Source organism: Lysobacter sp. Root76 (assembly GCF_001428685.1).
Classification (GTDB): Bacteria; Pseudomonadota; Gammaproteobacteria; order Xanthomonadales; family Xanthomonadaceae; genus Lysobacter.
The window spans coordinates 110,410-132,775 of the sequence record NZ_LMIK01000005.1 but is presented as its reverse complement, the minus strand read 5'-3'; the positions used below and the strand labels follow the sequence as shown (position 1 = coordinate 132,775).

At 67.6% G+C, this 22,366-nt stretch carries 16 protein-coding genes; 9 read left to right on the top strand and 7 right to left on the bottom strand.

Annotation, left to right across the window (positions count from 1 at the left end; genetic code table 11):
* Positions 1-61: 61 nt before the first annotated feature.
* Together ASE10_RS07950 and ASE10_RS07945 are read right to left on the bottom strand one after the other, a co-directional pair.
* Positions 62-865, bottom strand: coding sequence for an ABC transporter permease (locus ASE10_RS07950; RefSeq protein WP_055905642.1), 804 nt, complete (start codon positions 863-865; stop codon positions 62-64).
* On the bottom strand, positions 862-1,890 hold the full coding sequence (locus ASE10_RS07945) for an ABC transporter ATP-binding protein (protein WP_056306225.1): 1,029 nt from the start codon (positions 1,888-1,890) through the stop codon (positions 862-864). Before ASE10_RS07945 ends, ASE10_RS07950 begins: the two co-directional genes overlap by 4 nt.
* Before the next feature lie 143 nt (positions 1,891-2,033).
* Between ASE10_RS07945 and ASE10_RS07940 the strand changes: the two genes are divergently transcribed.
* The 5 genes from ASE10_RS07940 to ASE10_RS07920 all read left to right on the top strand — a co-directional run bounded on the left by ASE10_RS07940 (position 2,034) and on the right by ASE10_RS07920 (position 7,095).
* Positions 2,034-2,744 (top strand): ferredoxin--NADP reductase, encoded by a 711-nt coding sequence (locus ASE10_RS07940; protein ID WP_055905636.1) that lies wholly within the window; start codon positions 2,034-2,036, stop codon positions 2,742-2,744.
* A gap of 99 nt (positions 2,745-2,843) precedes the next feature.
* Complete coding sequence (locus tag ASE10_RS07935) at positions 2,844-3,266, top strand: low affinity iron permease family protein (RefSeq protein ID WP_055905633.1); 423 nt, start codon at positions 2,844-2,846, stop codon at positions 3,264-3,266.
* Positions 3,267-3,596: 330 nt separating this feature from the next.
* Positions 3,597-5,114, top strand: coding sequence for an alpha/beta hydrolase (locus ASE10_RS07930; RefSeq protein WP_055905630.1), 1,518 nt, complete (start codon positions 3,597-3,599; stop codon positions 5,112-5,114).
* A 50-nt stretch (positions 5,115-5,164) separates the two neighbouring features.
* Positions 5,165-5,911, top strand: a complete 747-nt coding sequence (locus ASE10_RS07925; protein WP_055905627.1) for an ATP-binding cassette domain-containing protein — start codon at positions 5,165-5,167, stop codon at positions 5,909-5,911.
* Entirely contained in the window at positions 5,908-7,095 is a 1,188-nt protein-coding gene (locus ASE10_RS07920) for an ABC transporter permease (protein ID WP_055905625.1), read from the top strand. The genes ASE10_RS07925 and ASE10_RS07920 overlap by 4 nt, the downstream gene beginning before the upstream one ends.
* Before the next feature lie 986 nt (positions 7,096-8,081).
* Here ASE10_RS07920 and ASE10_RS07915 read toward each other — a convergent pair.
* The 5 genes from ASE10_RS07915 to rpmH form a co-directional block, all read right to left on the bottom strand.
* A complete protein-coding gene (locus ASE10_RS07915; protein ID WP_235565852.1) occupies positions 8,082-9,068 on the bottom strand; it encodes an energy transducer TonB in 987 nt (328 codons plus the stop codon).
* Between the two features lie 223 nt (positions 9,069-9,291).
* A complete protein-coding gene (mnmE, locus tag ASE10_RS07910; RefSeq protein ID WP_055905622.1) occupies positions 9,292-10,650 on the bottom strand; it encodes a tRNA uridine-5-carboxymethylaminomethyl(34) synthesis GTPase MnmE in 1,359 nt (452 codons plus the stop codon).
* A gap of 1,286 nt (positions 10,651-11,936) precedes the next feature.
* The gene (gene yidC, locus ASE10_RS07905) at positions 11,937-13,643 is read right to left on the bottom strand and encodes a membrane protein insertase YidC (RefSeq protein ID WP_055905619.1); all 1,707 of its coding nucleotides are present in this window, start codon (positions 13,641-13,643) and stop codon (positions 11,937-11,939) included.
* Positions 13,644-13,658: 15 nt separating this feature from the next.
* On the bottom strand, positions 13,659-14,075 hold the full coding sequence (rnpA, locus tag ASE10_RS07900; RefSeq protein ID WP_055905617.1) for a ribonuclease P protein component: 417 nt from the start codon (positions 14,073-14,075) through the stop codon (positions 13,659-13,661).
* 69 nt (positions 14,076-14,144) lie between these two features.
* Positions 14,145-14,285: a 50S ribosomal protein L34 gene (gene rpmH, locus ASE10_RS07895; protein ID WP_031374044.1), complete on the bottom strand. Its 141-nt coding sequence runs from the start codon at positions 14,283-14,285 to the stop codon at positions 14,145-14,147.
* Positions 14,286-14,690: 405 nt separating this feature from the next.
* On the opposite strand from rpmH, the gene dnaA reads away from it, so the two are divergent.
* The 4 genes from dnaA (at position 14,691) to gyrB (ending at position 22,360) form a co-directional block, all read left to right on the top strand.
* Entirely contained in the window at positions 14,691-16,022 is a 1,332-nt protein-coding gene (dnaA, locus tag ASE10_RS07890; RefSeq protein ID WP_055905614.1) for a chromosomal replication initiator protein DnaA, read from the top strand.
* Positions 16,023-16,323: 301 nt separating this feature from the next.
* Entirely contained in the window at positions 16,324-17,424 is a 1,101-nt protein-coding gene (gene dnaN, locus ASE10_RS07885) for a DNA polymerase III subunit beta (RefSeq protein WP_055905611.1), read from the top strand.
* 145 nt (positions 17,425-17,569) lie between these two features.
* Entirely contained in the window at positions 17,570-18,694 is a 1,125-nt protein-coding gene (gene recF / locus ASE10_RS07880; RefSeq protein ID WP_056306223.1) for a DNA replication/repair protein RecF, read from the top strand.
* A gap of 1,215 nt (positions 18,695-19,909) precedes the next feature.
* Positions 19,910-22,360, top strand: a complete 2,451-nt coding sequence (gene gyrB, locus ASE10_RS07875) for a DNA topoisomerase (ATP-hydrolyzing) subunit B (RefSeq protein WP_055905605.1) — start codon at positions 19,910-19,912, stop codon at positions 22,358-22,360.
* Positions 22,361-22,366 lie beyond the last annotated feature (6 nt).

The window sequence follows — 22,366 nt, the reverse complement described above, 5'->3', positions numbered from 1 at the left end:
GCGAACGCGGTGGTGCATACGCCCGCGCCCAGGATCGAAGCGAGCGCGATCCTGCGCCAACTCAACTGCGCAGGCCCACGCCACGCTTGAGCAGCCACAGGCCCAGCGTCGCCAGCGCGGCGACGAAGCCCAGCATCAGCGCATACGCCACCCACAGCGGCACGTCGCTGCTGCCGAGCAGGCCGTAGCGGAAGGCATTGACCATGTAGAAGATCGGATTGGCGTGGGTCATGGCTTCGGCCCACGGCGGCAGCAGCTTGACCGAATAGAACACGCCGCCCAGATAGGTCAGCGGGGTCAGGATGAAGGTCGGCACGATCGCGACGTCGTCGAACTTCTTGGCGTACACCGCGTTGATGAAGCCCGCCAGCGAGAAGATGGTCGCGCCCAGCAGCACGGTGGTGAGGGTTACCAACGGATGCGGCACGCTCACCTTGGTGAAGCACATCGCGATCAGCAGCACGATCGTGCCGACCATCAGCCCGCGCAGCACCGCGCCGGCGACGTAGCCGGCCAGGATCACCCAGTTCGGCATCGGGCTGACCAGCAGCTCCTCGACGTGGCGGCCGAACTTGGCGCCGAAGAAGCTGGACGAGATGTTGCCGTAGCTGTTCTGGATCACGCTCATCATCACCAGGCCGGGGACGATGAACTCCATGTAGCTGTAGCCGCCCATGTCGCGGATCTGCGAGCCGATCAGGCCGCCGAAGATCAGGAAGTACAGCGCCATCGTGATCGCCGGCGGCACCAGGGTCTGGCCCCAGATGCGCAGGATGCGCGCGACTTCGCGCCGCACGATGGTGCCCAGCGCGGTCAGGTTGCGCTGCGCGTTGGTGGGCTGGGCGTTCGGAGCCAGGTCGTTCATGCGCTCTGCTCCGGTTGTGCGGGCACGCCGTTGCCGAGCGGGCCCTTGTCGAGGTTGTCGCTGGTCAGGCGCACGAACAGTTCTTCCAGGCGGTTGGACTTGGTGCGCATCGAACGCACGCGGATGCCGGCCCCGCCCAGGGTCGCGAACACGCGGTTGAGGTCCATGGCGCGCGGCATTTCCAGGTCCAGGGTGTGGTCGTCGACCGCGCTCAGGGTCGCGCCTTCGATCTCAGGCAAGGCCGCCGGCAGCACGCCGTCGATGTCGAACAGGAAACCTTCGACGTCGAGCTTGGCCAACAGCGCCTTCATCGGACCCTGCTCGACGATGCGGCCGTGGTCGATGATCGCCAGGTTCCGGCACAGGCTCTCGGCCTCTTCCAGGTAATGCGTGGTCAGGATGATGGTGGTGCCGGAGGCGTTGATCTCGCGCAGCGTCTTCCACATGCCGCGGCGGATCTCGATGTCGACGCCGGCGGTGGGCTCGTCGAGGATCAGCAGCTGCGGCCGGGTCATCATCGCCCGCGCGATCATCAGCCGGCGCTTCATGCCGCCCGACAGGGTCCGGCTCATCATCTGCGCCTTGTCCCACAGCTGGGCGCGCTTGAGTTCCTCTTCGGCGCGCTCGATCGCGATCTGGCGCGGCACGCCGTAGAAGCCGGCGTAGTTGACCAGGATGTCGAGCGGCTTCTCGAACATGTTGAAGTTGAGTTCCTGCGGCACCAGGCCGATCAGGCGCATCGCCGCGCTGCGGTTGCGGGCCAGGTCGGTGCCGAAGATCTCCACCAAGCCCTCGCTGAGGTTGACCAGCGAGCTGACGATGCCGATCAGGGTCGACTTGCCGGCGCCGTTGGGGCCGAGCAGGGCGAAGAAATCGCCGGGGGCGACGTCGAGCGAGACGCCCTTCAGGGCCTCGACGCGGTTGTCGTAGGTCTTGCGCAGCGCGCGCACGGACAGCGCGGGCGCCCCGGGGGCGCCGCCGGCCGCCGTGGACGCGGAGGCCGTACCAGCTTGGTTTTGGGTCATTTCGGGAAGCCTGCACCGCGAGCCGCGCGGCGATAACCGGTAGTATAGGCGCCCCCGTGGTCGCGCTCCGGCCACAGACTGTTGCAGGTTTGTCGGTAGCCGTGGCCATCCAGCATTTCCCCCTCAAGCTCGTCTCGCGCCGCATGCTGGCCCCCACCGTGGGCCACTACACCTTCGTCCGCGACGACGGCCAGCCGCTGGATTACATCCCCGGCCAGTTCATCCAGGTTCACTTCCAGTACGCCGACGGCACCGCGACCAAGCGCAGCTACTCGCTGGCGACCATCCACGACCACGCGCTGGGACCGGGCGAGGCGGTGGAGATCGCGGTGAGCTACGTGCCCGGCGGCGCGGCGACCGCGCTGTTCGAAGGCCTGGACGAAGGCGGCACGATCGACGCCAGCGGTCCGTTCGGGCGCTTCTGCCTGATGCCGGCCGACGCCAACCGGCGTTACCTGCTGATCGCCACCGGCACCGGCGTGACCCCGTACCGGGCGATGCTGCCGCAGCTGGAAACCCTGATCCGCGAACGCGGTATCGAGGTGGTGCTGATGTTCGGCGCGCGCACCCCGGACGAGCTGCTGTACGGCGACGAGTTCCGCGCCTTCGCCGACCGCCAGCCGAACTTCCGCTTCGTGCCCTGCTATTCGCGCGAGCTGCCGGTCGACCCGCATCCGGACACCCGCCACGGTTACGTGCAGCAGTTCCTCGACGAGTTCGCGCCCAACGGCGAGTCCGACATCGCCTACCTGTGCGGCAATCCGAACATGGTCGATACCTGCTTCGAGGCGCTGAAGACGCACGGCCTGCCGATTCCGCACATCCGTCGCGAGAAGTACGTCAGCAGCAAGTAAGCCGACGCGGCCGAACGTCCGCCGCGACTGCCGCCCAGCCAACACCCGGGCTGCACGCCCGACCCGCCACGATGGCCGCCTCTCCCAGCGGAGTCGGTCATGCGCAATCACGGTGGATTCACCAAGATCGCCAAGTGGGCGGCCCGGTTCACCGGGCGGCCGCTGTGTTTCGGCCTGGCCGCCGGTCTGATCCTGATCTGGCTGGTGTCCGGCCCCCTGTTCGGCTTCAGCGACACCTGGCAGCTGGTGATCAACACCAGCACCACCATCATCACCTTCCTGATGGTGTTCCTGATCCAGAACACCCAGAACCGCGACACCGAGGCGATGCAGATCAAGCTCGACGAGCTGATCCGGGCGACCCGCGAAGCCCACAACGCCCTGCTGGATCTGGAAGAACTGGACGAGGCCGCGCTGGACCGCTATCGCAGCCGCTACCAGGAGCTGGCGAAGTCCGCGCGGGCCGGCGGCGAAAGCGACGAGATCGAGGAGCGGCGGGCGGGTTCGGCGCCGGCCCCGTAACCGCCGCTTGCTGTGGGAGCGGCGTGAGCCGCGATGGTCGCTGCGGTGCGCGAGGTATCGCCCGGCGATGCTTCGGCTCCGGTGCCGGGTCACACCTGCCGGGTCCACGCCTGCCGGGCCCATGCCTGCTCGGACCACGCCCATGACACGGCATGCGCCGGCCGTCCCTGGCCGCAGTCGCGGCTTATGCCGCTCCCACAGCTGCGGGCGGGAGCCCGCGTCGGGCCTGTCGGTATCGGTTCGGCCGCCGGGCCATACCTACGGTCACATTTTTCCGCTGGCGCCAGTCTGTCATTCTGAAGGCGTATCGCCTTAGGACGAGAGGGATCCATGCGTATCACCCATTACCTGACGGCCGCGCTCGCGGCCGCCACGCTGCTGTCCGGCTGCGGCCAGGGTCCGGCCGCGCAGAAGCAGGCCCAGGCCGAAGCGGGCCAGCGCCTCTACGGCCGGATCGCGTTCCGGCCCTGCTCGCTGACCAGCCCGTTCACCGCCGACAGCATTGCCGCGCAGTGCGCGCGCTACGCCGTGCCTGAAAACCCGGCGTTGCCCAAGGGCCGCCAGGTCCAGCTCAACATCGCCTGGCTGCCGGCCACCGACGAATCCGACGTCGCCGCCGATCCGGTGTTCTTCCTCGCCGGCGGCCCCGGCCAGGCCGCGACCGAAGTCTGGCCGACGATGGACGCGGCGTTCCGCGAAGTGCGCAAGCACCGCCATGTGGTGTTGGTCGACCAGCGCGGCACCGGCAAGTCGAATCCCCTGATCTGCCGCAACGCTCAGGGCGACAGCGCGGTAATGGAGGACGACAGCGCCGGCGTGCAGGATGCGGTCAAGTTCGCCGGCGACTGCGCGGCCAAGCTGCAGGCCGACCCGCGCTACTACACCACCACCGACGCGGTACGCGACCTGGACAATGTGCGCGCGGCGCTGGGCGTGGCCAAGATCGACGTGGTCGGCGGTTCCTACGGCACCCGCGTGGCGCAGCAGTACGCGATGCGCCATCCGCAGCACACCCGCGCGGTGGTGATCGACGGCGTGGTGCCGAACGAGCTGGTGCTGGGTTCCGAGCACGCGCGCAATCTGGACGTCTCGCTGGCGCTGCAGTTCGAGCAGTGCCGCAAGACCCCGGCATGCCGCCAGCGCTTCGGCGACGATCCGCGCGCGCAGCTGCGCGAGTTGATGACGCGCCTGAAGGACAAGCCGGTCGAGGTCGAATACCGCGATCCGACCACCGGCGAACTCAAGCGCGACCAGGCCACCGCCGGCGCGGTCGCCGGCCTGACCCGCATGTTCGCCTACGCGCCGCAGGCCGCCGCGCTGCTGCCGCTGGTGCTCAACGAGGCCGATCAGGGCCGCTACGCGCCGCTGATGTCGCTGACCCAGATGATCCAGGGCCAGGTCAGCGAGCAGATCATGCACGGCATGCAGCTGTCGGTGATCTGCGCCGAGGATGCGGACCTGCTGAAGGACGATCCGGCCGACGCCGAGACCGTGATGGGCAGCGATCTGTCCACGGTGCTGGTCGCGCAGTGCAAGGTCTGGCCGACCGGCAAGCGTCCGGCCGATTTCCACGCGCCGTTCAAGTCTTCGCTGCCGACGCTGTTGCTGTCGGGCGAGTTCGATCCGGTGACGCCGCCGCGTTACGGCGAGCAGGTGCTCAAGGGTCTGCCCAACGGTCGCCACCTGGTGCTGCGCGGCCAGGGCCACGGCAGCTTCGCTTCGGGCTGCATGCCCAAGCTCATGGGCCAGTTCCTGGAAAGCGCCGACGCCAAGCAGCTCGACGCCAAGTGCCTGGACTCGCTGGGCTACGTGCCGCCGTTCGTCTCGTTCAACGGGTGGGAGCCGTAGCGCGCCGCGCGCTGCGATCCACCGCGTTCCCACTTTCCAGGCTCTCATCGATGATCATCGCTAACGATCTGCACAAGAGTTTCAAGACCAAGACCGGCGTGGTCCACGCCGTCGAGGGCGTCGACTTCGAGGCGCGCGACGGCCAGATCACCGGCCTGCTCGGCCCCAACGGCGCCGGCAAGACCACCACCCTGCGCATGCTCTACACCCTGATGCAGCCCGACCGCGGCGACATCCAGGTCGACGGCGTCGACGCGCGCCGCGATCCGGCGACCGTGCGGCGCGCGCTGGGCGTGCTGCCCGACGCGCGCGGCGTGTACAAGCGCCTGACCGCGCGCGAGAACATCGCCTACTTCGGCGAGCTGCACGGCATGTCGCGTTCGGCGATCGCCGAACGCACGCGCACACTGGCCGCGGCGCTGGACATGGACGACATCCTCGACCGCCAGACCGAAGGCTTCTCGCAGGGCCAGCGCACCAAGACCGCGATCGCGCGCGCCCTGGTCCACGACCCGCGCAACGTGATCCTGGACGAACCCACCAACGGCCTGGACGTGATGACCACGCGCGCGATGCGCGGCTTCCTCAAGCAGCTGCGCGACGAGGGCCGCTGCGTGATCTTCTCCAGCCACATCATGCAGGAGGTGGCCGCGCTGTGCGATCGCATCGTGATCGTGGCCAAGGGCAAGGTGGTCGCGTCCGGCACCGCCGACGAACTGCGCGCGCAGACCGGCGAACCCAATCTCGAGGACGCGTTCGTGCGCGCCATCGGCAGCGACGAGGGCCTGCACGCATGAAGACTTCCTGGTTCTCCGCAACCTCGGCCGTGGTGCGCAAGGAATTGCGCGACATCGGCCGCGACCGCCGCACCCTCGCCCTGGCCCTGCTGCTGGGCCCGCTGCTGTATCCGGTGCTGATGCTGGGCATGGGTTCGCTGGCCGAGAAGCGCGCCAAGACCCAGCTCGACAAGACCCTGGAGGTGCCGGTGCTCGGCGCCGAGCGCGCGCCCAACCTGATCGCCTACCTGGCCACACGCGGCATCGTCGCGACCAAGCCGCCGGCCGACCTGGACCAGGCGATCGCGCGACAGGACGTGGACGTCGCGCTGCAGATCGGCAGCGAGTACGGCAAACAGTGGAAGGACGGCCAGCCGGCTCTGGTCGAGATCGTGCAGGACAGCACGCGCCGCGACGCCGAGATTCCCAGCGCGCGCCTGCGCAACGCCCTGGAGGGCTACAGCCAACAGGTCGGCGCGCTGCGACTGCTCGCACGCGGCTTGTCGCCGACCATCGCGCGTCCGGTCAACGTCGGCACCCGCGATCTCGCCACGCCGGAAGCCAAGCGCGGCCTGATGCTGTCGTTCATGCTGCCCTATCTGTTGATCTTCTCGTCCTTCATCGGCGGCGCGGCCTTGATCCTGGACGCCACCGCCGGCGAACGCGAACGCCAGTCGCTGGAACCGCTGCTGGCCACGCCTGCTTCGCGCGGCGCCATCGTCAGCGGCAAGATCGCGGCCGCCTGCATCCTGGGCTTCACTTCGCTGCTGCTGACCTTGCTCGCGTTCAAGCTCAGCGCGCAGATGGGCACCGGCAGTACGCGCATGCTCGATGTGAGCTTCATGGCGATCGGCAAGATGCTGCTGATCCTGCTGCCGATGCTGTTCATCGGCACCGCGCTGCTGACCTACCTGGCCGCCGGCGCCAAGAGCATCAAGGAAGCGCAGAGCCACATGACCTGGCTGATGCTGATGCCGATGGTGCCGACGATCATCCTGATGGTGAATCCGCTCAAGACCCAGCTGTGGCAGTTCGCGGTGCCGTTCCTGGCCCAGAACCAGCTGCTGCTGAAGGTGATCCGCGGCGAGTTCATCGCCCCGCAGGTGTGGATGGTCTATCTGGCCGCGGGCTTCGCGCTGGCCGCACTGCTGTGGTTCGCCGCAGTGCATCGTTACCACAACGAGCGCCTGGCGATTTCGGGCTGAGGTTCGCAGCCAAGCGTGTGAGCACGTGTTGCAGGAAGCCCGGCCTAGTGCCGGGCTTTTTTTTGGAGGCCTAGAGGGAGCTGCCGCACGGCATACGGTACTTCGCGGCGATGCGGTTCGCCTGCGGCTCACCGCATCCTACGAACCACCGTTGTTGTTGCTGTTGTCGTTGCTGTTGTCGTTGCTGTTGCTGTTGCTGTTGCTGTTGCTGTTGCCTCGGCATTGAAATCCAATGCCCCGCACTCGCCCAACCCTACTCAGACCCGAAGGGCGGCGCGCAGGACGCGCGCCGTTTTTCGAGGAACAGGATGTTCCTTCGAAAAATCCCCGCGCCAGCTCCGATCTCGCAAGGGAGGGTTGTCAAGGCAAGCCCTTCTCTTTGGTTACTTTCTCTTGGGCTAGCAAGAGAAAGTGACCCGCACGCGCAGCGGGTTGTCAAGGCAAGCCCTTCTCTTTGGTTACTTTCTCTTGGGCTAGCAAGAGAAAGTGACCCGCACGCGCAGCGGGCGGAAGCTGTTGCTTAAGAACGAAAGCAACGCAGCAAACGGAATTCGCAATCGCGGCTCACGCCGCTCCCACAGAAAGCAGAAAGCGAAGCCGATCCGAATCGAAGCCAGCGCGGTAGCCGAAGGGCGCGGTCGCGGCTTACGCCGCTCCTACCCCAAGGCGAGTGGCAAGAGAAAGTGACCCGTATGCGCCGCAAGCGGAAGCTGTTGCTTTAGAACGAAACCGGCAAAGCAGCCGGAATTCGCGATCGCGGCTCGCGCCGCTCCCACAGAAAGCGAAGTCGATCCACATCGGAGCCTGCGCAGTAACCAGAGGTCGCGGTCGCGGCTCAAGCCGCTTCTGCCCCAGGGCGGAAGGCTGTCTGCGCAGACCGGGTACGCAGACCTCAAACGCGAAAAACAACGCCCGGCCGAAGCCGGGCGTTGTGGGTACTGCGTGCGGGTCTCCCGTGCGTTGCCGCACTCCCGCCTTTGGATCGCTTAGCCGCCCGGGTTGAACCCGATCGTGCGACGGGTCGTGACCGGCGCCCCCACCGGCTGGAACCGCCACTTGCGCACCGCATTGACCGCTTCGCGGTCGAAGATGCGCGCCGGGTTGGAACGGACCACGCGGGCGGCGGTGACCGAGCCGTCGGTGCCGACGGTGAACTCGACCTGCACTTCGCCCGACTGACCGGCACGCAGCGCTTCCGGCGGATAACGCGGAGCCGGCGTCGACACCGCACGCAGGTCGGCGCCTGCGGACGGCGTGGCGGAGGCGGTCTGACGCGCTTCGGCCGCACGCTGTTCGCTGGCGCGTTGCTCGGCGGCGCGCTGGTCGGCGGCGCGTTGCTCGGCTTCGCGAGTGGCGGTGGCTTCGCGGGTCGCCGCGGCCTGACGCTCGGCGGCCTGGCTGGCGGCGAGCTGGGTCGCGGCCTGCTTCTGCTGCGCTTCCTGCTGGGCCAGACGCTGCTTCTCGAGGTCGGCCTGCTTCTTGGCCTGCTCTTCGGCGGTCAGCACCTGCTGTTCGGCGCGCTTGGCGACTTCGGCCTGCTTGGCGCCGATGCTGGCCTTCAGGCGCGCGAGCGCCGGATGCTGGGCGTCGGCTTTTTCCAACAGCGCCGACAGGCGCTGGGCTTCGGCGAAGTCCTCGCGGCTGACGCTTTGCTCGGTCGCGATCACGGTCATCGGCAGCAGGTCGGTGAGCGCGCTGGAGACGGCGGCGTCGGCCGGCGCCTTGTCGCGCAACGCCAGGTAGTACTCGACCGCGTTGTCTTCGGCCGGTGCGTACAGGCGGTTTTCCGCATAGGCCTTGCGGGCCGCTTCGCGGAGCTGGTCGGCGGTCAAGGCGGAGACCTTGGCCGAGACCGCTGTTTCCGGCGTGACGGCCGGAGCCGTGGTCGCCGCGGTGGGCGCCGCCCCTTCCTGGGCGGGTTGATCCTTGCCGCAGGCGGCCAGCGCGCAGGCCAGGGCCAGCGCGATGCTCACATGCGATACGACGGACAGCCGGCGTGAACGCCGGTCATTTTGGTTCACAGTCATTGGCAAAACTCCCCTGAAGTGCGCCGTAGCGAGCACACACCGGATAGGACGCGCTAGCAGGCCGCGTTTGTCAAGCGCCTGGGGCCCAAAAACCGGCCCCGGCAAGGCATGAATCGGTGATTGTGACCGATCCCGGGGCGCCAGGTTCCGAGCCTGTTTGGAAGCTCGGCTACTTGCCGATGCAGAAGCTGGAAAAAATGTGCCCGAGCAGGTCATCGGCGCGGACCCGGCCGGTGATTTCGCCCAAAGCGTCGTGGGCCTGGCGCAGCGACTCGGCGGCCAGGTCCAGCACCTCGCGTTCGATCTGGACCCGGGCGTCGGCGAGTTCGGCCTGCGCGCGCAGCAGGGCTTCGACGTGGCGGGCGCGGGCGGTGAACGCCCCCTCGGCCGCGTCGGCGCCGTCGCCCTGGGCCAGCGTGCGCAGGCGCGCATGCAGGGCGTCCAGGCCGCGGCCGGTGCGGGCCGAAACCTGAATGCGGTCGTCCGCGTCGACGACCCCGGTGCCTTCCTCGAGCAGGTCGGCCTTGTTGTACAGCCACAGCCGCGCCGGCACCCCGGCGATGGCATCGGCGACCGCGAGACGGCCGGACTCGGGATCGCGCGCGTCCAGCACCACGATCGCCAGGTCGGCGCGCGCGAGTTCGTCGCGGGCGCGACGCATGCCCTCGCGCTCGATCGCGTCGCCGCCCTCGCGCAGGCCGGCGGTGTCGACCAGGGTCAGTTCGACGCCGTCGCTGCGGATGGTCTCGTGCAACAGGTCGCGGGTGGTGCCGGCGATGTCGGTGACGATGGCGCGGTCGCTGCCGGCCAGGGCGTTCAGCAATGAGCTCTTACCGGCATTGGGCGGCCCGACGATGACCGCGTGCAGGCCGTCGCGCAGACGGCGGCCGCGTTCGGCCGCAGCCAGCAGGGAGTCCAGGGCGACCGACAGGGCCTCGAAGCGCTGGCGCAAGGCGGCGCCGCCGAGGGTGTCCAGCGGTTCGTCGGCGAAATCGATCGCCGCCTCGACGTGCACGCGCACCGCGAGCAGGTCGTCGGCCAGGGCATCGACGCGGCGCGAAAACTCGCCGTCCAGCGCACGTCGCGCCGCGCGCGCCGCGCGTTCGTCGGCGGCGGCGATCAGATCGGCGACGGCCTCGGCCTGGGCCAGGTCGAGCCGGCCTTCGAGAAAGGCACGCTCGCTGAACTCGCCCGGCCGGGCGCGGCGCGCACCCAGCGCGCCGCAACGTTCGGCCAGCGCCTGCAGCACGGCCGGGCTGCCGTGCGCCTGCAGTTCGACCACGTCCTCGCCGGTGTAGCTGGCGGGTGCGGCGAAGTACAGGGCGATGCCGTCGTCGATCACCGCGCCGTCGCCGTCGACGAAGCGCACGTGGTGCGCGCGCCGCGGCTGCAGCCGACGCGCCGCCAGACTTTCGCCGATCGCCCGCGCCCGCGGACCCGACAGACGCACGATCCCGACCCCACCGGCACCGGGCGCGGTGGCGATCGCGGCGATGGTGTCGCGGTCGTTGGGAGGCGTGGCGGTCATGCGGTTTCGGCGGTGAGTCTGGGGTGCATCAGGGTAGCGCGTTGGGGGTGGGGGAGCGGTTGCGGGAGATGGAAGCGGGCGTTCCGGCCGTATTGGCTGCAGCGAGCTTGCTCTCATCTGGGAAGGCAGCGAAGCACGCTGCGGCGGTGCTATGGCGCCTCGTCGAGCCGTAGCTGTGGCCGCTGCTGTTGCTGTTGCTGTTGCTGTTGCTGTTGCTGTTGCTGTTGCTGTTGCTGTTGCTGTTGCTGTTGCTGTTGCTGTTGCCGCGGCATTGAAATCCAATGCACCGCACTTGCCCAACCCCCCCCAGACCCGAAGGGCGGCGCGCAGGACGCGCGCCGTTTTTCGAGGAACAGGATGTTCCTTCGAAAAATCCCGGCGCAAGCTCCGATCTCGCACGGGAGGGTTGTCTAGGTAAGCCCTTCTCTTTGGTTACTTTCTCTTGGGCTAGCAAGAGAAAGTGACCCGCATGCGCAGCAGGCGGAAGCTGTTGCTTAAGAACGAAACCAGCAAAGCAGCCGGAAAGTGACCCGCATGCGCAGCAGGCGGAAGCTGTTGCTTAAGAACGAAACCAGCAAAGCAGCCGGAATTCGCGATCGCGGCTCACGCCGCTCCCACAGAAACAGAAAGCGAAGCCAATCCGAATCGAAGCCAGCGCGGTAGCCGAAGGTCGCGGTCGCGGCTCACGCCGCTCCTACCCCAAGGCGAGTGGCAAGAGAAAGTGACCCGCATGCGCAGCAGGCGGAAGCTGTTGCTTAAGAACGAAACCAGCAAAGCAGCCGGAATTCGCGATCGCGGCTCACGCCGCTCCCACAGAANGAAAGTGACCCGCATGCGCAGCAGGCGGAAGCTGTTGCTTAAGAACGAAACCAGCAAAGCAGCCGGAATTCGCGATCGCGGCTCACGCCGCTCCCACAGAAAGCAGAAAGCGAAGCCAATCCGAATCGAAGCCAGCGCGGTAGCCGAAGGTCGCGATCGCGGCTCACGCCGCTCCTACCCCAAGGCGGGTGGCAAGAGAAAGTGACCCGCATGCGCAGCAGGCGGAAGCTGTTGCTTAAGAACGAAACCAGCAAAGCAGCCGGAATTCGCGATCGCGGCTTACGCCGCTCCCACAGAAAGCAGAAAGCGAAGCCGATCAGCATCGAAACTCGCGCAGCAGCCGAAGGTCGCGGTCGCGGCTCACGCCGCTCCTACCCCAAGGCTCCTACCCCGAAGCCAGTGCGGAGCCCGAAAACACGAAGCCCGCCGATCGGCGGGCTTCGTGGTCGGGCGAAAGACTACGCAACTCAAGCCTTGGCCGGCTTCTCGGCATAACGCTTGGTCATCCACCACTGCTGCAGCAGACCCAGGCCGCTGTTGGTGATCCAGTACAGCACCAGGCCGGCCGGGAAGAACGCGAACATCACGCCGAACACCAGCGGCATCAGCTGCATCATCTTCTTCTGCATCGGGTCCATGCCCGGGGTCGGCGTCAGCTTCTGCGTCGCCCACATCACGGCGATGTTGATCAGCGGCAGCACGAAGAAGGGATCGCGCGCGGTCAGGTCGTGGATCCACAGCATCCACGGAGCGTGGCGCAGTTCCACCGACTCCAGCAGCACCCAGTACAGGGCCAGGAACACCGGCATCTGCACGACGATCGGCAGGCAGCCGCCGACCGGGTTGATCTTCTCCTTCTTGTACAGCTCCATCATCGCCATCTGGAACTTCTGCTTGTCGTCGCCGTAGCGCTCCTTGAGCTGCTCGATGCGCGGCTGGAACTTGCGCATCTTCGCCATCGAGCGGTACTGCGCGGCCGACAGCGGGTACATCGCCAGCTTGATCAGCACCACCAGGCCGATGATCGACCAGCCCCAGTTGCCGAACAGGTCGTGCAGCTTCGACAGCAGCCAGAAGATTGCGTTGGCCATCGTGGCCATGATGCTGTAGCTGCTCCAGTCGACCGCGCGCTCCAGGTCCGGCACCTGCTGGGCCTTGAGCGCGTCGACCAGCTTGGGGCCGATCCACAACCGCGCCTGGGTCTGCGCCTTCGCGCCGGCGGCGACGTTGACGCTGGGGCCGAGTTCGCGGATCAGGTACTGGGGAACGCCGGTGTTGGTGTTGGCGGTCGCCAGCGAGAACACGCTCTGGTCGTTCGGGCCCGGGATCCAGGCGGCGAAGAAGTGGTGCTGCAGCATCGCCACCCAGCCGCCGGTGACCTTCTTGTCGAGCGCGCCGTCGTCGACGAACTTGTCGAACTTGCGCTTCTCGTACTTGTCTTCGGTGCTGTACCAGGCCGCACCCTGGAAGCTGTACTGCTCGGCGTTCATCGGGCCGCTGCGGACCAGCGCGCGCGGCACGCGGGCGAGCTGGCGGTAGACCGAACCCTGCCACGGCGCGGTGCCGGCGTTGATCACTTCGTCGCGCACGGTGATGGCGTAACCGCTGTGCTGGAAGATGTAGGTGCGGCGGATGGTCACGCCGTTGGCGCCGGTCCACACGAAGGGCACGGCGATTTCCTTGGCGCCCTTGGCCAGCACGTAGTCGCGCTGCGGGCTCTCCGGCACGAAACCGGATTCGTGGGTCGGGGTGGCGCCGCCCTGGCTGACCCAGCCGCTCTGGGCGACGAAGTAGTTGGTCGCGTCCTCGGCCAGCAGCCGCACCGGCGCGCTGTCCTCGGCCGCTTCGCTCGGATACTTGAGCAGGTCGGCGCGGTGCAGGGTGCCGCCGTCGAATACGACCTTGAGCACGTCGGTGGTGACGGTGACCGTCTGCGCCGCGCTCGGCGCCGCGACCGCAGTTGTGGGCGTGGCGCCGGCGGCAACCGGAGCGCTGGGCACGATGCCGGCGGCGCTAGCCGCGGTCGCGCTGGGCACGGTGCTGGTCGCGGCGGCGGCGGCAGCGGCGGTGACGGCCGGTGCCGGCGGCGCGGATTTCTCCTTGCCCCATTCCATCCACAGCAGGGTCGCCACCATCAGCCAGGCGAAGATCAGGAATACACGGGTCTGGTTCATGGGCAGCAGGCGGGCTCAGCCGGGACCGGGGTCCGGCAGTGGGGAGGGAATGGGATCGGCCGGCATTGTGCCGGGCACCGCAGGTGCGGGCAACGCGCCGGCGCGCCTGAGCAGACCGAGGAAGGCTTGGTCGAGTTCCTCACGCGTGCAACGCGAGGCGCCGGGACGGGCGACCACGACGTAATCGCCGCGCGCCAGATCGGCACGCAGCTTGCGGAAGGTATCGCGCAGGACGCGCTTGATGCGATTGCGTCCGACCGCATGGGGATCGACCTTGCGCGACACCGCCAGGCCCAGTCGCGCCTCGATGTCGACGGCCTGCCAATGCAAAGCAAGCACGGGCAGCGCCACACGCCGGCCGTGCTTGAAGATGCGGTCGAAATCCGAACGCGCGCGTACCCGCGCGGTGCGCGGGAAGCGGTTGGAGATCATCGGGTCGGTACCGGCGTATGCCGGACGGCTGCCTCGCGCCGCGTCAGCGGCAGGCAGCCGGGACGCCGTTTAGGCGCACAGACGCTTGCGGCCCTTGGCACGACGACGGGCCAGGATCTTGCGGCCGTCGGCGGTCGCCATGCGGGCACGGAAACCGTGGTCGCGCTTGCGCTTGAGGTTGCTGGGCTGATAAGTGCGCTTGGTGGCCATGGTCCGGCTCTACGTGTACGGCGGAAAAGACCGGCGATCTTAGCGGCCGCGGGCGGGACGGTCAAGTTAAGGTGAATGGCGGCCTGCGGCGGTCCGGCATCGGCGCCTGTTGCGGCGGCGGCGGCGAATGCTTCCGGCCGCCATCGTCGCGGCGCCTTCGCAAGCGCCGCTATCGTGCGAAAAACCGCCCGCAACCGCGTCAGTGCTGGCTCGCGGCGTGCCGGCGCCTGTGGACTAGCCTGTGTTCAGCCTTGTGGACAAGTCCTGTTCCGGACCCGGCGGCGATGATAGTCTGGCTGACCCCCCTGCCCCGTTTGCCGCGAGCCGTATCGCGCGGCCGGCGGCGTTTCGACCGCCGTGCCGCCAGGCCCGGCGTGCCCTGCAATACAGAAGACCTGCCGACCGATGGAAGCTTGGCCCCGCTGCCTCGAACGACTCGAAGCCGAATACCCGGTCGAGGACGTGCACACCTGGCTCAAACCGCTGCAAGCGGCCCAACGCGACGACGTCACGGTGCTGTACGCGCCCAATGCCTTCGTCGTCGAGCACGTACGCGAACGTTACCTGGCGCGCATCCGCGAGCTGCTGAACTATTTCGCCGGCAGCGCCGAGGTCAGCCTGGAGATCGGCTCGCTGCCGCGCGTGGCGCCGCCGCGCGAGTCCGAGACCGCCGCCTACCGCCCGACCCCGGTCGCCGCGCCGGTGGAGCCGTTCCAGGGCAACCTCGACACCCATTACACCTTCGACAACTTCGTCGAAGGCCGCAGCAACCAGCTCGGCCGCGCCGCGGCGCTGCAGGCCGCGCAGAAGCCCGGCGAACGCGCGCACAACCCGCTGCTGCTGTACGGGGGCACCGGCCTGGGCAAGACCCATCTGATGTTCGCGGCCGGCAACGCCATGCGCGAAGCCAACCCGGCGATGCGGGTGATGTACCTGCGTTCGGAACAGTTCTTCAGCGCGATGATGAAGTCGCTGCAGGACAAGACCATGGATCAGTTCAAGCGTCAGTTCCAGCGCGTGGACGCGTTGCTGATCGACGACATCCAGTTCTTCGCCGGCAAGGACCGCACCCAGGAAGAGTTCTTCCACACCTTCAACGCCCTGTTCGACGGCAAGCAACAGATCATCCTGACCTGCGACCGTTACCCGCGCGAAGTCGAGGGCTTGGAGCCGCGCCTGAAGTCGCGCCTGGCCTGGGGCCTGTCGGTGGCGATCGAACCGCCGGACTTCGAGACCCGCGCCCAGATCGTGATCTCCAAGGCCAAGGAACGTGGCGCGGCGATCCCGGAAGAGGTCGCGTTCCTGCTCGCCAAGAAGATGCGCAGCAACGTGCGCGATCTGGAAGGCGCGCTCAACACCCTGACCGCGCGCGCCAACTTCACCGGCCGCGCGATCACCGCCGAGTTCGCCCAGGAAACCCTGCGCGACCTGCTGCGCGCGCAGCAGCAGGCGATCGGCATTCCCAACATCCAGAAGACCGTGGCCGATTACTACGGCCTGCAGATGAAGGACCTGCTGTCCAAGCGCCGCACCCGCTCGCTGGCGCGCCCGCGCCAGGTCGCGATGGCGCTGACCAAGGAACTGACCGAGCACAGCCTGCCCGAGATCGGCGACGCCTTCGCCGGCCGCGACCACACCACCGTGCTGCATGCCTGCCGGCAGATCCGCACCCTGATGGAGACCGACGGCAAGCTGCGGGAAGACTGGGACAAGCTGATTCGCAAGCTCAGCGAATGAGCCCGCAGGCGACGGACGGCGCCGGTTGCAGGTACTCTTCGAATAAAGCGGTGCACGAGACGCGTACAAGCTGTGGATAGATCGAGGCCGGCGCCTTGCCCCGAAATTTATCCACAGCTTGTGCAGCAGCTCAGGGTCCGGTTCTACCGAACTTTGACCTCACGGAAAAACCAGTAAAAACAACAAGTTAATGCAGTTTTCCCGGGTTTTCGGCGACACCATCACCACCATGCTTTTGATTTATTCCACTCTTTTGTATTGGGCGTTGCCGCCCGAACCGACTAGGGGCTAAGGGGTCCGCATGCGTTTCAGCCTGCAACGAGAAGTGTTTCTCAAGCCGTTGGCGCAAGTCGTCAACGTAGTCGAACGCCGGCAGACCCTGCCGGTCCTCGCTAATCTGCTGGCCCAGGTCAAGGACGGACAGCTTTCGCTGACCGGTACCGATCTGGAAGTCGAGATGGTCTCGCGCATCGTCGTCGACGATGCCAAGGACGGCGAAACCACGATCCCGGCGCGCAAGCTGTTCGAGATCGTTCGCGCATTGCCCGACGGCAGCAAGGTGACGGTCACCCAGACGGCCGAGAAGATCACCGTCCAGGCCGGGCGTTCGCGCTTCACTCTGGCCAGCCTGCCGGCCAACGACTTCCCGTCGATCGACGAGGTCGAAGCCACCGAGCGCGTACGCGTGCCGGAAGCGGCGCTGAAGGAACTGATCGAACGCACCGCGTTCGCGATGGCCCAGCAGGACGTGCGTTACTACCTCAACGGCCTGTTGTTCGATCTGCGCGAGAACAGCCTGCGTTGCGTGGCGACCGACGGTCACCGCCTGGCGCTGTGCGAAACCGCCTACGAAGGCGGCGGCCAGACCAAGCGCCAGATCATCGTGCCGCGCAAGGGCGTGCAGGAGCTGCAGCGCCTGCTGGAAGGCGGCGACCGCGAGATCGAGATCGAGATGGGCCGCGGCCACATCCGGGTCAAGCGCGACGATGTGACCTTCACCAGCAAGCTGATCGACGGCCGTTTCCCGGATTACGAAGCGGTGATCCCGATCGGCGCCGACCGCGAAGTGCGGATCGAGCGCGAGATCCTGCGCGCGGCTTTGCAGCGTGCGGCGATCCTGTCCAACGAGAAGTACCGCGGCGTGCGCATCGAGGTCTCGCCCGGCCAGCTCAAGATCAGCGCCCACAACCCGGAACAGGAAGAAGCGCAGGAAGAAGTCGAGGCCGACACCAAGGTCGACGACCTGGCGGTGGGTTTCAACGTCAACTACCTGCTCGACGCACTGACCGCGCTGCGCGACGAGCACGTCGTGATCGCCCTGCGCGACGCAAACTCCTCGGCGCTGGTGCGCGAGGCGGCGAACGAGAAGTGCCGCCACGTGGTCATGCCGCTGCGCCTGTGATCCGGCCGCGGTCGGCGACGACCGCGAGCGACAGGTTCCACGTGGAACACATCCCGCAAGTTCACGACACGCCCGGCCCGCCCGGGCGTGCTCGTTTCTACCGTCCGGGCGCCCTGCCCGGCTTGCCGCCCTGTCGAGCCTCGTAATGCGCGTAACCCGCCTCGAAGCCCGCGGTTTGCGCCGCTTTGCCGATGTCAGGCTGGCGCCTGCCCCCGGGATCAACCTGATCACCGGCGACAACGGCGCCGGCAAGACCAGCCTGCTGGAAGCCCTGCACCTGATGGCCTACGGCCGCAGCTTCCGTGGCCGGGTCCGCGACGGGCTGGTTCGGGCCGGCGACCCGGCCCTGGAAGTGTTCGTCGAGTGGCAGGAAGGCGTCGGGCCGGCCGCTACGCGCATCGCCGAGGGCGAGGCCGGGACGACCCGCTTGCGCAAGGCCGGGCTGCGCCACACCGGACAGGACTGGATCGGCCGCCTGGACGGTAGCCCGGTGGCCCAGCTCGGCGAGTTGTGTGCGGCCTTGGCCGTGGTCAGCTTCGAACCCGGCAGCCACGCCCTGATCACCGGCGGCGCCGAGGCCCGGCGCCGTTACCTGGATTGGGGACTGTTCCACGTGGAACATGACTTCATTTCCCTGTGGCGGCGCTACACACGAGCCCTGAAGCAGCGCAACGCCCTGCTCAAGGCCCGCGCCCGCGACGGCCAGCTCGACGCCTGGGACCGGGAACTGGCCGATGCCGGCGAACCGCTGAGCCGGCGCCGTCAGCATTACCTTGAGGACCTGCAGCCCCGGTTCGCGGCCCTGGCGGCGGATCTGGCCCCAGCCCTGGGCGATACCCGTCTGGATTACCTGCCCGGTTGGCGTCGCGACGAGCTGCCCCTGGCCGACGCCCTGCTGCTGGCCCGCGAGCGCGACCAGATCGCCGGCTATACCTCGGTCGGGCCGCACCGGGCCGACTGGCGCATCCAGTTCGGCGGTCTGCCGGGCCGCGAGGCCCTGTCGCGTGGCCAGGCCAAGCTCACCGCCCTCGCCGCCCTGCTGGCCCAGGCCGAGCACCATGCCCAGGCCCGAGGCGAGTGGCCGGTGATCGCCCTGGACGATTTGGCCTCGGAACTGGATCGGCACCACCAGCGCCGGGTGCTGGAGCGCCTGATCGCCAGCGGCGCCCAGGTGTTCATCACCGGAACCGAGGCGCCGAGCGCGCTGGCTGAAATCGGGGCGGCCGTGATGACGTTCCACGTGGAACAGGGTGAGCTTCGACCCGATTGAACTGTGTTCCACGTGGAACATGGGCCTCTAGCGCAGGCCTGCGGTGTTCCACGTGGAACGCTACCCGGCATTGGGCTTTCTGGCCGGGCTCGTCCGCGGCTGATGGCGCCGCGCCGTGGGAGCACCGCCCGACTCCGGGCTACCAAGCCGCCGCCAGCCATCCGCCCAGCAGGTTGGGCCCGGATCGCCGCGATAGCTGTCAGCCTCGACTCCTGGGAGCCAGCACCCGGCTCGTCATGCCTGTCATTCGGCATCCGACCGACTTAAGGTCGCGGGCAGAAGCGGCCCGCACCGCCGGCGCCCCCCAAGTCGCGCAGGCAGCGCAGCCGCAGAACCAGGTCGAGACTGGCGATCCGACGAGCTGCGGCAGCCGGATGTCGCCGTGGGGGACTCGTCTTCGCAATTGCTCGAGGGGCGATCGCCGCGATCCGTTCTAGCTCGGCGGCCCTCATACGCGGACCTGACCGAGAACAACCGCTTCCTCAACATCACCGTCGGCCGCGTCCCTGCACCACCGAAACAACCGGGAGTTCAAAGGCCGGGGCATCGGCTGCGTCCAGTTGCCGCTAGATTTCATCGATTCGCCCAGCGACAGGCTCTTCCTGAGCAGCGCTCCGAACCCGAACCCGAACCAACGACCAGTAGCGCAACATCGCTATCACTTCGACCAGGGCGAATGGACTGCGCCACCAGGGCTACAGTAAGGACCGCCGGTGCGACGGCAATCGCTGGCCTGGCCGGAGGGCTTGCGCGAGAACGGCCATCCGATGGGCCGACTCGACTAAGGAGCTGACCAACCGCTCCCTCGGCGCCCGGCTCTAACACCGCGGCGTGAAGTGACCCTCGCGTCAGCATGGCCCAGTCCAAGCCGGTTGGCCTGAATCCAGCGTTCAGCCTTGAACGGGCCAAAGGCCACACCAGCGAACCCTCCCAGCCCGCAAGACTCACCCCACCTGCCGCCCGACACTTCCCCCCGACCTCGGCGACCCCACAGGAAGCCTCCCCTCGCGCGCTGCGGCACGCCCGGCCCAATCCGGCCGGCGCAGCCCGGATCGCGCCGGAACCACCGCGCAGCGCCTCTCCTGCTCGCATCTCACCGGGGCGGCGGGGGCACCGGACCTGGGGCCCCGCGGCGCGGTATACTCGGCCTCAGTCCCCTACAGCTAATGTGTCGCGCTCCCGGCCTCGCAGGCGGACCGCGCAATCCCACAGAGCATGTCCGAAAACAACGATCAGACCCCCGGCCAGACCCCGAACCAGACCTACGACTCCAGCAAGATCACTGTCTTGCGCGGGCTCGAGGCCGTACGCAAACGGCCGGGCATGTACATCGGCGACGTCCACGACGGCACCGGTCTGCATCACATGGTGTTCGAAGTCGTCGACAACGCGATCGACGAGGCCCTCGCCGGGCACGCCGACGATGTGATCGTGACCCTGCACGAAGACGGCTCGGTGTCGTGCTACGACAACGGCCGCGGCATTCCGGTCGACATCCACAAGGAAGAAGGCGTTTCCGCGGCCGAGGTCATCCTCACCGTGCTGCACGCCGGCGGCAAGTTCGACGACAACAGCTACAAAGTCTCCGGTGGTCTGCACGGCGTCGGCGTCTCGGTGGTCAACGCGCTGTCCGAACAGCTGTGGCTGGACATCTGGCGCGACGGCCACCACCACCAGCAGGAATACGCGCTGGGCGAGCCGGTGTATCCGCTCAAGCAGCTGGAAGCCTCCGACAAGCGCGGCACCCTGCTGCGCTTCAAGCCGGCGGCGGAAATCTTCACCGACGTCGAGTTCCATTACGACATCCTGGCCAAGCGCCTGCGCGAACTGTCGTTCCTGAATTCCGGCGTCAAGATCACCCTGGTCGACGAGCGCGGCGAAGGCCGTCGCGACGTATTCCAGTACGAAGGCGGCATCCGCTCCTTCGTCGAGCATCTGGCCCAGCTCAAGACCCCGCTGCACCCGAACGTGATTTCGGTGTCGGGCGAGCAGAACGGCATCACCGTGGACGTGGCGCTGCAGTGGACCGATTCCTACCAGGAAACGATGTTCTGCTTCACCAACAACATTCCGCAGAAGGACGGCGGCACCCACCTGATCGGCTTCCGCGCCGCGCTGACCCGCACGCTCACCAACTACATCGAAAACAGCGGCATCGCCAAGCAGGCCAAGATCGCGCTGTCCGGCGACGACATGCGCGAAGGCATGATCGCGGTGCTGTCGGTCAAGGTGCCGGACCCGAGCTTCTCCTCGCAGACCAAGGAAAAGCTGGTCAGCTCCGAAGTGCGCCCGGTCGTGGAAAGCACGTTCGGCGCGCGCCTGGAGGAGTTCCTGCAGGAGCACCCGAACGAAGCCCGCGCGATCACCGGCAAGATCATCGACGCCGCGCGTGCGCGCGAGGCCGCGCGCAAGGCGCGCGACTTGACCCGCCGCAAGGGCGCGCTCGACATCGCCGGCCTGCCCGGCAAGCTCGCCGACTGCCAGGAAAAAGACCCGGCGCTGAGCGAACTGTTCATCGTCGAGGGCGACTCCGCAGGCGGTTCGGCCAAGCAAGGCCGTAACCGCAAGACCCAGGCGATCCTGCCGCTCAAGGGCAAGATCCTCAACGTCGAGCGCGCGCGCTTCGACCGCATGCTCGGCAGCGCCGAAGTCGGCACCCTGATCACCGCGCTCGGCACCGGCATCGGCAAGGACGAGTACAACCCGGACAAGCTGCGCTACCACCGCATCATCCTGATGACCGACGCCGACGTCGACGGCTCGCACATCCGCACCCTGCTGCTGACCTTCTTCTACCGGCAGATGCCGGAGTTGATCGAGCGCGGCCATGTCTACATCGGCCTGCCGCCGCTGTACAAGATCAAGCAGGGCAAGAACGAGCTCTACCTCAAGGACGACGCGGCGCTGGACGCCTACCTGGCCAACAACGCCGTCGAAGGCGCCGCGCTGATCCCGGCCGCCGGCGAGCCGCCGATCGAAGGCGCCGCGCTGGAGAGGCTGCTGCTGGCCTACGCCGGCGCGCGCGAAGCGATCGCGCGCAACGCGCACCGCTACGACCCGGCCGTGCTCGAAGCGCTGCTCGACTTCACCCCGCTCGACAGCGAGCACCTGCTCGCCAACGTCGACGAGCGCCACGAACTCGACGCGCTCGAAAAGCGCCTCAACCGCACCGGCCTGGGCAAGCCGCGCTACTCGCTGCAGCTGCACAACGCCAACGAGAGCCGTCAGGCCGCGTTGCTGGTCACGCGCAGCCACATGGGCCAGGAACTGACCCAGGTGCTGCCGCTGTCGGCGTTCGCCGGCGGCGAGCTGCGTGCGCTGCGCGAAGCCGCGCAGCAGTTGCACGGGCTGATTCGCGAGGGCGCGCAGATCCTGCGCGGCAACCGCGCCCAGCCGGTGCAGAGCTTCGTCGAAGCGCAGGCGTGGCTGCTCGAAGAGGCCAAGAAGGGCCGCGCGATCCAGCGCTTCAAGGGCCTGGGCGAAATGAATCCCGAGCAGCTGTGGGACACCACGGTCAATCCGGAGACGCGCCGCCTGCTGCAGGTGCGGATCGAAGACGCGGTCGCCGCCGACCAGATCTTCAGCACCCTGATGGGCGACGTGGTCGAACCGCGCCGCAACTTCATCGAGGACAACGCGCTCAAGGTCGCCAACCTCGACGTCTGATCCACG